Annotated in this window: 12 protein-coding genes; 11 read left to right on the top strand and 1 reads right to left on the bottom strand. The window is 49.4% G+C overall.

Features of this window, described 5'->3' with window-relative positions; translation table 11 throughout:
• The 11 genes from ACETWG_06640 to ACETWG_06590 form a co-directional block, all read left to right on the top strand.
• Positions 1 to 227, top strand: a 227-nt coding sequence (locus tag ACETWG_06640; protein ID MFB0516265.1) for a hypothetical protein, incomplete at its 5' end; no start/stop codon positions are given.
• 600 nt (positions 228 to 827) lie between these two features.
• Positions 828 to 1,511 carry a TolB family protein gene (locus ACETWG_06635; GenBank protein MFB0516264.1) on the top strand — a complete coding sequence of 228 codons (684 nt, stop codon included), beginning with the start codon at positions 828 to 830 and terminating at the stop codon, positions 1,509 to 1,511.
• A gap of 520 nt (positions 1,512 to 2,031) precedes the next feature.
• Positions 2,032 to 2,358, top strand: a complete 327-nt coding sequence (locus ACETWG_06630; protein ID MFB0516263.1) for a TolB family protein — start codon at positions 2,032 to 2,034, stop codon at positions 2,356 to 2,358.
• An 18-nt stretch (positions 2,359 to 2,376) separates the two neighbouring features.
• Positions 2,377 to 3,480, top strand: a complete 1,104-nt coding sequence (locus ACETWG_06625) for an RCC1 domain-containing protein (protein ID MFB0516262.1) — start codon at positions 2,377 to 2,379, stop codon at positions 3,478 to 3,480.
• Positions 3,481 to 3,707: 227 nt separating this feature from the next.
• Complete coding sequence (locus tag ACETWG_06620; GenBank protein ID MFB0516261.1) at positions 3,708 to 4,667, top strand: hypothetical protein; 960 nt, start codon at positions 3,708 to 3,710, stop codon at positions 4,665 to 4,667.
• 292 nt (positions 4,668 to 4,959) lie between these two features.
• On the top strand, positions 4,960 to 5,928 hold the full coding sequence (locus ACETWG_06615; protein ID MFB0516260.1) for a TolB family protein: 969 nt from the start codon (positions 4,960 to 4,962) through the stop codon (positions 5,926 to 5,928).
• 16 nt (positions 5,929 to 5,944) lie between these two features.
• Positions 5,945 to 6,520 (top strand): hypothetical protein, encoded by a 576-nt coding sequence (locus tag ACETWG_06610; protein MFB0516259.1) that lies wholly within the window; start codon positions 5,945 to 5,947, stop codon positions 6,518 to 6,520.
• A 987-nt stretch (positions 6,521 to 7,507) separates the two neighbouring features.
• Positions 7,508 to 8,179: a FlgD immunoglobulin-like domain containing protein gene (locus ACETWG_06605; GenBank protein MFB0516258.1), complete on the top strand. Its 672-nt coding sequence runs from the start codon at positions 7,508 to 7,510 to the stop codon at positions 8,177 to 8,179.
• 1,530 nt (positions 8,180 to 9,709) lie between these two features.
• Positions 9,710 to 10,264 carry a superoxide dismutase family protein gene (locus ACETWG_06600; GenBank protein MFB0516257.1) on the top strand — a complete coding sequence of 185 codons (555 nt, stop codon included), beginning with the start codon at positions 9,710 to 9,712 and terminating at the stop codon, positions 10,262 to 10,264.
• 115 nt (positions 10,265 to 10,379) lie between these two features.
• Positions 10,380 to 11,165: a 3'(2'),5'-bisphosphate nucleotidase CysQ gene (locus ACETWG_06595; protein MFB0516256.1), complete on the top strand. Its 786-nt coding sequence runs from the start codon at positions 10,380 to 10,382 to the stop codon at positions 11,163 to 11,165.
• A 3-nt stretch (positions 11,166 to 11,168) separates the two neighbouring features.
• Positions 11,169 to 12,782, top strand: coding sequence for an FAD-dependent thymidylate synthase (locus tag ACETWG_06590; protein ID MFB0516255.1), 1,614 nt, complete (start codon positions 11,169 to 11,171; stop codon positions 12,780 to 12,782).
• 7 nt (positions 12,783 to 12,789) lie between these two features.
• Here ACETWG_06590 and ACETWG_06585 read toward each other — a convergent pair.
• Positions 12,790 to 12,889 (bottom strand): 3-oxoacyl-ACP reductase FabG (locus ACETWG_06585; protein ID MFB0516254.1); only part of this gene is annotated, 100 nt, incomplete at its 5' end.

Raw genomic sequence — 12,889 nt, 5'->3', positions numbered from 1 at the left:
TGCTATCCTTTGGCGATACCCTCATACAATACTTACGGACCATCGGCTGGGCGCTGGCGGTTTCCATCGGCTTCTCGCTGGGTACGGCCATCGCTATCTGGATCTTCGCTCTCGTCTCCAGGGACATTGACGAGTGGGCCGAAATCAGGAATAAGAACTACGGCGTGGCGGCTATCTTCGTGGCCCTTATCGTCATGATTGGCGTGCTGGTGATGAGCGTGGTCTGATTGCTGTAGACTAAAATACTACCCTTTGAATAAAAGCCCTGCCGTCCTGGCGGGGTTTTTTTGGTTGTGCATTACAGTGAAAGACAGACGACGCACCCTTACAGCGGCAATGGGAGCTCTGGTCATGGAACACCTGTCTCGAAGATAATATGGAAGGCATTGCAAAAAAATGGCAACAATACGGGAAGGGATCGCCGCTTCTGTATCGTAAAGCAATTCTAAGTAATTATATTTGTTTGACGCCGCCGGGTAATGCAGGTATCTTACAAATGAATAACTCCTGATATCTTTCTGTGTTGAGGTGATCCTAAGGTGAACTGCCGAAAACCGACACTGCTTGTAGCCTTTTGTTTGGTGCTATCTTCCTGCGGCAAGAACCCGTCAGGTCCACCCGCTGATGGTGTAACGATTAACAGAATTCTATTCATCTCCATATCAGATAGCCTGGGGAGAAGTGGTCTTTTCACTATGAATCCCGATGGTTCGGAGGTAAACAGACTGACCGAGGATAATAATATATCATATCTGGACGCCTCGTGGTCACCCGACGCAAATCGTATAGCGGCCGCGGGTATGCCGCACTTGCCGCCGCCACAGACAATGGAGTGGTTTGAAATTTATATCCTGGATAAATCGGGGAATCACCGGTACCGCTTAACATGGAACGGCCAGCATCCTGTCTGGTCTCCGGATGGGAAACAGATTGCTTTTGAAAGGCAGGATGCTATCGGCAATTATGAAGGCATCTATATCATCGATGCCGACGGCACGGATGAAAGGAGGCTTAACCGGGACCCGTACACTATTGTTCATATCTGGGACTGGTCGGATGATGGCCAGCGGCTATTGGTGACAGGGGAAAAATACGTGGCAGGATCGTCCCGGCCTGAAAGCTATGAACTGTATGAGATGGACTTGAACGGTAATCTGATCAAGCAGATCACCGATACAAAGGATATTCGGGAATACGACGCGAAATGGTCAAGTGATAATAAGAAAATCGCATATTCCACCGTTGGACTATATCGAGACATCTATATCATCAGTCCCGATAGTGCGAATCCGGAGTTAATAACACCATCTGGAGACAACAAGATCGGCTCGTTTCGCTGGTCCCCTGATGCTTTAAGAATAGCATTTACACAGTATGGACAATTCGGAAGAGATGATCAACGCAAAGAGTGGGCGAATATCCATGTTATCAATACGGACGGGACCGGGCTTACCCAGATCACCTTTGATGATTCTACCGATATCATTAATAATGTAACCGACTGGCGCTGATAGGCTTATCTATCCTATGACTTGAATCGCATCGGCACATATCGTCTTTAGCTCGGATCTTGACCGAATGTGTGTCTAAAACAAAGAATGGAGGGGATAAGATGTTGAGAAACAAATGTATTGTACTGATAGTAGTCTTCAGCTGGCTTAGCTTAGCCACTCAATCTGCCGCTCAGTTTAGGTGGACGACCACAACAACACAGTTCGGCGACACCCTGCGGGTTAAGGAAAATACCCTGACCGGGGCTGCTCACCGGATGGGGATAAGATTGCGTTCTCGCGCTGTATAAATTGCGAGATCGGTGGACTTAATACGGAAATATTTATCATCGACCTTGATACGACCGATGGGATCAAAGAGACCAGGATAACTGATAATATCTATAGCGATTATATTTCTGATTGGTCTCCCGACGGTCAGAAGATTCTGTTTCAGTCCGATTACTCCCTCGACAGCACGTTTGACCAATATGGCGATTGGTACACCATGAATGTGGATGGCTCGGACAAGCAGCGGATCATGACGTATGATACCACATTTGTTGGTCACGGTTTGAGATACTCGCCGGATGGGCAGTTTATTACTTTCGTTGGGGGCATGAATAAAAATGAGATTTATATCATGAACGCCGATGGTTCTGATATTCAGAGAATCACCAACAATACTACAACTGAACACTTTTTATCTTGGTCACCCGATGGCACGAGGCTGGTGTTTATGGTGGGCTCTCTCCATGATGGCGGGCATCTTTATATCATCAATATCGACGGAACGGGCTTAACGCAAATCACCACTGGAGAAGCGAAATATTTCACGCCGGAATGGCGCCCTTATACGAAACTATGAGAATGGAGGACTGCTTAGATGGTCGGAAATAGCCACTTATTATCAAACGCCTTAAAAAGATTTTCCTCCTTTTGGGAAAAGCGGTTGATGATTATCATAGTGGCTGCCGTCACAATTCTATTTTTTGGCATGGTTTTAATTTCTTGTACGCTGCCCACCGAACCGGAAAGAGAGGAAGAAGATAAACCTGTTAACCAAATAGCATCTGAAATGGTTCATGCGGTAATTGAACCTGACGGCACAATCTGGGCTTGGGGGTATAACTATTTCGGTACATTAGGCAACGGAACTACCGAAAATAGCGACGTCCCTGGAAAAGTGTTAAATATTGAAAATGCGGTTGCCTTAGATTTGTTTCACGGAATCGCACTTGCCGCAGACCAAGATGGAAATATCTGGTTCTGGGGGAATTATGCTACGCACCTGGAACCACCAGGCCTGGATACGGTAATTACAGCACCGATTAAGATATCCTATCTACAAGACGCTAAATCAATACATGTATTTGATCAAGTTGTTCATTTATTAAAGAAAGACGGAACGGTATGGTATATGAAGTTGGATCATAGGAGCCCATCAAAGTTTATAGAACCTGAACAGGTCGAAGGGCTAGAAAACATAACCAGACTAAGTGAATATATGGTTTTAGATAAGGATGGCAGCATTTTTTACCTAGGGAATTCAGCCCCCGATGAACTTGATTCTATAAGTAGTCTCACTGGTATTAAGGAGATAGCAAACGTGCGCGCACGTCGTACGGTGATATTAAAAGAAGATGGAACAGTCTGGGCCTGGGGAAAGAATGATTTTGGCCAACTGGGGAACGGAAGTTATGATGATAGCAAATTACCTGTAAAGGTGAGTAATCTGACTGACGTTGCAGCTATCTCAGCGAACTATGACTACAATTTAGCGTTGAAAGAAGACGGCACAGTCTGGTATTGGGGCCTTGTGAGGCCCAACGGAGCTGCATCAATCGGACAAAACATCCCTGTTAAAATAGAGAACCTTGATGACGTGGAATTGATTTATGCTGATGTTTATAGCATTGTCCGGAAAAATGATGGGACTTATTGGGTATTCTTTTGCGAAGATAGAATACCTGAACAGGTTCAATTCTAAGGAATAACACTAAAAAAAGGAAAGACCATGCAACATAATAGAATAATTGGCCTCGAAGATAATATGGAAGGCATTGTATAAATTATGGTAAATATAAGCGAAAGAATAGCCGCTTCTGTATCGTGAAGCAATTCTAAGTAACTATATTTTCTTGACACCACCGGGTAATGCAGGTGTCTTTGAAATGCGTAATTCCCGATATCTTTCTGTGTTGAGGTGATCCTAAGGTGAACTGCCGAATACCGATACTGCTTGTAGCCTTTTGTTTGGTGCTATACTCCTGCGGGAAGAACCCGGCAGGGCCACCTGATGAGCCGGTAGACCAAATCGCCTTCCGTGTGGGAGAAGCCCTTTATATAATGGATCTGAGCACCGATTCAACCTGGAAGGTAGTCGAACCGGTGTGGCCCGGTGGGCTGCGATGGTCACCGGACGGGGAACGGATCGCCTACACGGGGCCTTTCGATTATTATGAAGCCTATCAGATCTATGTCATCAATGCCGATGGCAGCGGGAAACGGCTGGTCACCCTTTGGGACCGGAAAGGCCATATCGAACCCCACATCGATGGGGGCATGATGCCGGTCTGGTCACCGGATGGGGATAAGATTGCGTTCTCGCGCTGTATAAATTGCGAGATCGGTGGACTTAATACGGAAATATTTATCATCGACCTTGATACGACTGATGGAATCAAAGAGGTCAAGCTAACCGATAATCCCTATGGCGATTTTGTCTTTGACTGGTCTCCGGATGGGCAGAAAATCTTGTTTCACTCAAATTGCTCCCTTGACAGCATCTTTGACCGCTATGGCGATTGGTATACCATGAATATAGATGGTACTGATAAGCAAAGAATCCTGTTAAGCGATAGCACATTTGGCAGCAATTATGCTCGATATTCGCCGGATGGTAAGCATATCGCAATCGCTTCGGGAAGGGAAAATAGTGAGATTTATATCCTGAACGCCGATGGTTCGGATATGCAGAGAATCACGAATAACGAAATAAAGGAGGAGTATGTGTTGTGGTCGCCCGATGGAACGAGGTTGACGTTTATTGCGGGCTCTATTCGTACTGGCGGGCACATCTGTATCATTAATAGCGATGGAACGGGCTTAACACAAATCACCACTGGAGAAGCGAAATATTTCACGCCGGAATGGCGCCCTTATACGAAACACTAAGAACTGATACGGACATAGAGGGAATGGATTACCGGGCAATTATGATCTTCTCCCTTAGGTGTTTTAAAAGAAGTTTCCTTAACCTAAGAGAGTGTCGTCTACCGTTGTTTTCGGGAATCGTATGTAAAAAGGTTGGCAACTACATGGAATATGGCTATGATATGCTGATATCTGCAACACAACCATATAGAGGTACAGGATAAGCAGGCCAATTAATCTCATCTTGGCTCATTAAGTTATTTTATATTGCTTATAACTACTGATTATATTAAATGAGACGTATGAGTTTGAGATGAAGCTTTATTATCATTATGCAATAATCTCTATCTGCTTTATTGGTATCATCACGTCATGTAAACATACTTCTTCCATTCAAGTTGATAACCCTGTAATGAAGCTAGTTTTCACCCGAGACAATGAAATTTATTTATTTGATATGTTATCGGACTCGCTCGAGTTACTTCTTCCTCTAAATGAACCTGTCTGGACCAATGAACTAGGTTTTACCTACTATCGCATCTGGGCGGATCAAGCCCATTGGAGCCCTTCTGGAGATGAAATTGTATATATCGAAGCTGTTGGGACCGACGGCGGCCACTTAAGGACTCTTAATCCTACGACAGGAGAACAGCAGTTTTTCCCATATTATGTCTATCGTCAAGATATCAGCCCCGAATGGAGTATTGATGGCAATTATATCATTTATTCTAAGTCACTTGCTTCATTAGGATTAAACTATGAAATATTTATTATCAACATAGACGGATTAAATGATAAACAAATTACTGATCGTCCCTTCCATGATGATGTGTGCCCCTCTCTGCATCCAAACGGTGTTGATATAATTTTCAATTCAAGTGATAATCGAGTCACAGACTTCCCGAACATATTCCATACCACTACTTCAATGGATTCTTCTATATGTTTATCCTGCGATGATTATCAAATATCATTGCAGCCTAAGTATAATCCGGTTACGGCCGAAATTATTTTTGCCCATAGAAGCATTTCAGGAGATAACTTGGCAATCTATAAGGTCCCGGATAATTTTTGTTCTAATCCTGTTCAGTTAGTAGATAGTATTTTCGCTACTGGGGGATTTTCTTGGTCTAACGATGGCAATTTTATTGTTTTCGTTCGGGTATCTGGTGGAATTCACGGCCCCTACACAAATCCTGAAATATGGATGATGAATTCTGATGGTTCAGAAAAAATGATGGTGGTTAAAAATGCAACAAGTCCCTCTTTATGGGTACAATAACTCAAGAGGAAAAACAATGAAGGTATTTAAACTGATAAAGTGTTATAGTATCTTTGTATTTATTACAACAAGCTTACTACTTGGCCAGAAACAACACTCGTTCTTCGAAGAACAACCAACACCTTTTAGAACAAATACCGTGAGTGTAACTCGGAATCAGGGCATCTTTATGCCAGAGCTGTCTGGGACAATAGAACAGATGGCTCTCCAATTTCTAGGCGCAAATGCTAAAACATTCCAAATGCAACCAATGCTTGATGATCTAGTTTTAAGCACTATTAAAGAAAGCCCAGGAGGATTTCATGTTAGATTTTATCAAAAGTATATGGGTATACCTGTTTGGAATTCCAATACCGTGATTAGCTTCAATCATGGATCAAAAATAATGTTTTTTATGATCGATTACCACCCTGACGTATCATTAGATGATATTACTCCGAGCTTAACGAAAGAAAACGCTCTTACATTAGCAGAGGATGCAATTAGTAGTAGTCAGCTTTATGACGACCCGTCTGTTGAACTCATGGTATTACCACTTGAAGACTACTACCTGCTAGGTTATAGGGTAATGCTTCCCAGCATGGATTTTTAAGGTAAATTAGGTGACTGGGAAATTTTTATTAATGCGGAGAATGGGGAGGTTGTATGGATACATGAATTAACAATATTTACTGATGGAACGGGAAAGGTATTTAATCCAGACCCACTTACTACTTCAGAAAATTATTATGGAACCGAAGGATATTCTGATTATGACGATGAAGACCATCCTGCGCTTAATAATGAACGCGTTCTTGTATCGCTCCTGGATATTGAATATTCAGAAGAGGAGGAGATGTACTTATTAAATGGTCCGTATGTGAAAATTACAGAATTTGAAAATCCGGTTGTTACGCCAGTCAAGAGCGAATCTAGTCAATTCTTCTACACTCGCTTCCAGAGTGGCTTTGAAGATGTAATGGCATACTATCATATTGACTCCAATCAGCGTTATTTACAATCTTTAGGTTTTGACAACATCTAAAATGGTCCTATTGAAGTTGACCCACACGGCCTAAATGGTATGGATAATTCTCATTACTTGCCTGGAACCAATAAAATTGCATTCGGCGAAGGAAATGTAGATGATGCAGAAGATGTAGACGTTATTTTGCACGAATATGGTCACGCAATTCAACATGATCAAATCTCGGGTTCTTTTGGATACGAGCTGGATTGTATATCCCAAGGTTTTGGGGACTATTGGGCGGGGTCGTACTCAGCATCAATATCAACGTGGGAAAAAGACTTTGTATTTACCTGGGATGCAGGCATTACTCCATCGGGCAGCGGAGATATTTGGGAAGGTCGTAGACTGGATGAAAATTACACCTATGAGGATTATGACATTCTATTTGGTGAGCATAATAAAGGAAAAATCTGGTCTGCTACTTTATGGGATATTTTCAATGAGTTAGGACGAACAACGTCCAATAAACTAGTCATTCAGTCACATTATTACCTAAATAATAATGCGATAATGCTACATGCAGCCAATGCCATTTTAAGCGCAGATATGGCACTTAACAACGGCTTAAATATGAGTAGCTTAACTAACATTTTAGAAGCTCGAGATTTTGATGTTCCGCCAGCCCCGCCGCAGAACCTAACGGGTGTCTGCGATAGAAATCCTATCCTCCAGTGGGATGATAACACGGAACCGGACCTGGACTGCTACTACGTCTACGAAAAAGTCCATATCAGCGAATGGTCTCTTGCGGGGTCCACCCAGAACAACCACTACAACCCCGAGAGTGTGTTTTTATGTGATCCACCGGCTTATAATTTTTCTTTCTACGTCAGGGCCAGGGATGAGAGCAGCCGGCTGTCTAATCCCTCCGATACGGTCAGTTTCATGGCGTTCGTCAAGCAGATTGCCGAGGGTCAGGCGGAAGATTACTTATCGGGGATGGTACCCGAGGCCTACGCCCTCTACCCGGCCCACCCTAATCCCTTCAACCCCAGCACCAGCATTGAATACGATCTGTCGGAAGCCAGTCGTGTAAGCCTGGTGATCTACGACATTATGGGTCGCGAGGTTATCCGCTGGGAGGGTCTGGAAGAGGTCGGCTACCGGCAGGTGGTGTGGGATGGTAAAGACCAGGGTGGACGCTCAGTACCCGCCGGCATTTACCTCTACCGGTTTACAGCTACCTCTGTTGAGAGCGACAAGCGCTTCACGGCCAGCCGGAAGATGGTGTTATTGAAGTAAGCGTCAGAACAGTCCCGTTATAAATCCTGCTGGCGGTGGGCCGTAGGCGGGGAAATAGCCATGCCCTGCTCACAGTCCCGCAGAAAGCGGGGAGTTTACCCCGCGTCACGAAGGGTAGCTGCGCCGGAGGCGGGGCTGGGGGGTCAGAGAAAGTCCAGCCGCGGATCTGCGCGGATGAACGCAGACAGAAAGATGGATAGAATAAGTTTATATGCGATAAAAGATCCGCGTACATCTGTGTAAATCCGTAGCAAAAGAAGCCAGGGACGCCACGGACAGGGAGATAGACCTCTCCTCCCTGCTTTCTTGGCAGTTTGCTTCCCGCTTTTTCCCCTTTCTCTTTCAATCTTCAATCGTCAATGTACCATTCCCGACGCTCTCTTCCGCCCACCGGTAACTCGAAACCTGAAACTCGAAACTTGTCCCTAAGGGACCCCTTTGGGGAAACTTCTTTTCTCGCGCATTTCGCGCACCAGACGCACCAGGCGAACGACAAACCGCCTCCAATGACTTATATTCCGGCACTATGATAATGCTAAACCCATATCACGCCGCTAGTGTTGCCTCCGCTGCGATCAAGTCTGCCCTGCCTTTAGTATCGCTGCAAGTGGGGAGTTTACCCCGCGTAACGAAGTGTAGCGGGGCCGGTCTTGGCGCGGAATCATTTTTCAACAGGGAGATTCCGGCCTCTCGTCGGGAAAAAACTCTAAAATGCAGAATTTTGTATGGATTTTGTTGAATTTTAAGGTGTCTTCTTGGTCCCTTTTTGAGACCGCCTCGCGCCTCCTTCACCCCTTCTCCCGTTCTCTTCCTGCCAGCCTCCCAGTCCCCGGCCCCAGGTCTCAAGCCTCCAAGGGCAGCCAGCCAGTCATTCCAGATGGCATTGGAACGTTGATTGAGCAGTCGCTGGTGCTCGCTCTCCCGATCAGCCGCGCAGCGTTCCCAGTCGGGCTCCTTCCTGTCCGCTTGCCGGAAGATGCTATTACTAAAGTAAGCGTCAGAGTAGTCCCGCAGTAGGCGGGGGTGTTATTGAAGTAAGTGCAGAGCAGTCGCGCCAGGCTGCCTGTGTGCGTGTACGCCTAGGATAGGCGGGGGCTGCTGAAGTAGAGGGCATTCCCGTCACGCTGGCGCTGCTGGACGAGTCGCGCTATGCCTTTATCCGGCGGAATGTTTCACCTTGATAGGGTTAGCCAGGGCCAGTGAGGTTGAAGTATCATCCACTTGGGCCTGCTCCGGCAATTGCGACTCCACCTCAACCCGGAAGTACGTAGTACCCGGCTGACCTCCAAGTGCCACACGCTAACTCAGCCCTCATCCAACCGTTCTCTGCCATCAACCGCATCAATCGGCTGGCTCCATATCAGAGGGATTCACGCTTCTGCCACTTTTGGGGAGCGGGATCTTGAGGTCACAACCCTAATCCTTACGGAACAGATTCCTGTAGAACTCGGGCACCTCTTCCACTAAAAAGTTCGCTAACTTGCTGGTCGTTCCCAACTGCCGGTAACAGCCACTTCTCGGGAGGGGAATATGCGCGATTGGATACGGATAGTTGTTTTGGCTGCAGTGGTGCTTTTTATCGTTTGGCGGTTCCTGGGTAGGCCGCAGCACAGCACTGAGGCTGATCAGCCTTTAACTGCCCGAGCCGTGGCCGTCCTGCATCCCACTGAGGGCTGCTCAGCCGGCGGCATGGTCACTTTTACTCGAACAGACGAGGGTATCCGCATCGTGGCCCATCTGCACGGACTCGAACCCGGACCGCACGGCTTTCACATCCACGAGTATGGTGACTGCAGCGCCCCGGATGGGACCTCGGCGGGTGGCCACTTCAATCCCACGGGTGCGCCCCACGGCGGCCCTGCGGACGATCAGCGCCACCTCGGTGACCTGGGCAACGTCACGGCGGACGAATCGGGCCACGCCTCCCTGGAGGTTGTGGATGCCCACCTGAGCCTCGAAGGACCCCACTCCATCCTGGGCCGCGCGGTGGTCCTCCACACCCAGGCGGACGACCTGACCTCGCAGCCTAGCGGTGCCGCCGGTGCCCGCATAGCCTGCGGCGTTATTGGCCTCGCCAGGGAGTAGGCTGATATCTCAGCCACTCGCTGCGAGGTTACTGAGGGGGACAGCGCACCGAGCCTGTCGGGCAGCTGTACGCAACACCCTCGCCTTTCAAGTAGCCAAATCGTAATTTTCAGCGATGCAAGCCGAACTCACTGTCGCCCTCGAAGCCGCCCGGGCCGCCGGCACCCTCCTGATGAATTACTACAATGCCGACTACGAGATCCGCGACAAGGGCTTTAATAATCCTGTTACCACCGCTGATTATGCCAGCAACCAGCACCTGGAAGAGCGCCTGCGGGATAGCTTTCCCACCTACGGGTGGTTGTCCGAAGAGACCGCCGATACCAGCGAGCGGCTAAGTAAGGAGCGTGTCTGGGTGGTGGACCCCCTGGATGGAACCAAGGAGTTCATTAGAGGACTGCCTCAGTTCGTGGTGAGCATCGCCCTGGTGGAGCGGGGCGAGCCCATGCTGGGAGTTCTGTACAATCCAGTCACCGATGAGACGTTCACTGCTGTTGCCGGAAACGGTGCCACCCTGAACAACGAGCCGGTGACCGCGTCACTGATCGAGCGCCTCCAGGAGGCCGTGCTCCTCAACAGCCGCTCCGAAACCCGGCGGCGCCTATGGGAGCCGTACCGGTCCTATTTCCGCAGCCTGAAGCCCATCGGCAGCGTAGCCTACAAGCTGGGATTGACTGCTGCCGGGCGAGCCGACATTTTCGCCACCCTCAGGCCCAAGAATGAGTGGGACGTCTGCGCGGGACATATCATCCTCAAGGAAGCCGGCGCCGTGCTGCGTGTACTCAACGGGCAAGAGCACCGCTACAACAGCCGCCACGTGGTCTTGAAGCCGGGCCTGGTGGCAGGCAATCCCACTATCGTGCAATCATTCCTGGACTTGTACCATTCCAAACCTGGATGAGGGATGCCCGCCAGTGAGGCGACCGGGAAACCGATAGCTGTGACGGCCTCAATCCCATCTATGCTCAACCCGGAAGCAACTACCGCAACCGCTCCGGAAGTCAAGCTAACCAAAGCCTTTATCACTCCCTTTAAAAACGTGCTAGCCACCGCCCGCACCTGCTATAGCGGCAAGGGAATTATCGGCGATGAGCATATCAACCTGGAGGAAGGCAGCCGCGATCGGGCCCTCGCCCAGGCCATCTACCAGGCCGGGCACCATACCACCTTCCAGCATGCCCAGTTCCAGTTCGCCCTCAGCAACGTCTCCCGCCACTTCGTCTGGTCCTTCCTCCACAGCCACCCCTTCTACAACTCCGAGCAGGTGAGCCAACGATATGTCCGTTTGAACAAAAATTCATTCTATATACCACCGCTCACCGGCTCAGCTTTAGAGCTCTACCAGGACACTATCAACATGCAAATGGCGGCCTACCGGGAGCTGCGCGAGGGATTATTTGAGATCGCCAAGGCCGAGTACTTCCGCATCTTCCCCGCCCGGGCTAAACAGCCGGACAGGTATAAGCAAACTATTCTGAAAAAGACCCAGGAAGCCGCCCGCTATGTGGCCCCGGTGGCAACCCTCTCCTATCTGTACCATACCATCAGCGGCATTACCCTCCTGCGGTATTGGCGGGTCTGCCAACAGGCGGACGTGCCTTACGAGCAGCAGCAGGTGGTTGGGCGCATGGTGCAGGCCGTCCTGGAGTACGACCCGGGGTACGAGCTGATCCTTCAGGAGCCCCTGGGACAGGAGGACTTTGTTGAGTTCCCCTGGCTGGAAGAGAGCCCGGCTCCGAGCCCTGGCTTCAAGGAGGAATTTGACGCCTCCCTGGGAGGGCGCATCTCCCGGCTGGTTGACTATAAAGCCGACGGCGAGCGGGTGCTGGCTTCAGCCGTACGAGAGGTGCTCGGAAGGACCAACGCCGAGCTGAACGATGAAGAAGCCATCGCGCTGGCCTTGGATCCCGGCAAAAATCCCACCTATGGCGAAGTGCTCAATCTCACCACCCACGCCAAACTCACCCGCACCCTGTACCACCCGGGCTATACCTTCCGCAAGAAGCTCTCGCACACCGCCGACAGCCAGGATATGCGTCACCGGCTGACCCCCGCCAGCCGACCCATACTGGCCACCCAACTCTCCGATGAACCCGACGTCGTCACCCCCGCCCTCATCCAGGCCCACGAGCCTTCACAAAAACGTTACTGGGAGACCATGAGCCGCACCTGGGAGGCCATTGGCAAGCTGAAGCGGTTGGGGATTTCGCAGGAGTTCGCGAATTACCTGCTGCCAAATGCCGTTGCGGTGCGCTTTACCGAGTCAGCCGACCTGCTCAACCTGCACCACAAGCACCGCATGCGACTGTGCTACAACGCCCAGGAAGAGATCTGGCGGGCCAGCGTGCACGAGGCCAAGCAGGTGCGCGAGGTACACCCCCGCATCGGCAAGTATCTGCTGCCACCGTGCACCCTGCGACAAATGGCCGGAGCCCGTCCCATCTGCCCTGAAGGTGACCGCTACTGCGGCGTACCGGTGTGGAAACTGGATCTCAGCGATTACGAGCGGCTGTTGTAAAGCTGCCTCACCCGCACAACACACCGCCCCCATTTACGTTCAGGATTTCACCAGTAATATGCCGGGCCAGATCGCTGGCCAGGAACATGATCGGTCCGGCGATGTCC

The sequence above is a fragment of the Candidatus Neomarinimicrobiota bacterium genome (genome assembly GCA_041862535.1).
Taxonomy (GTDB): domain Bacteria; phylum Fidelibacterota; class Marinisomatia; order SCGC-AAA003-L08; family TS1B11.
The sequence above is the reverse complement of the archived record's forward strand: the minus strand, read 5'-3'. Positions and strand labels throughout refer to the sequence as shown.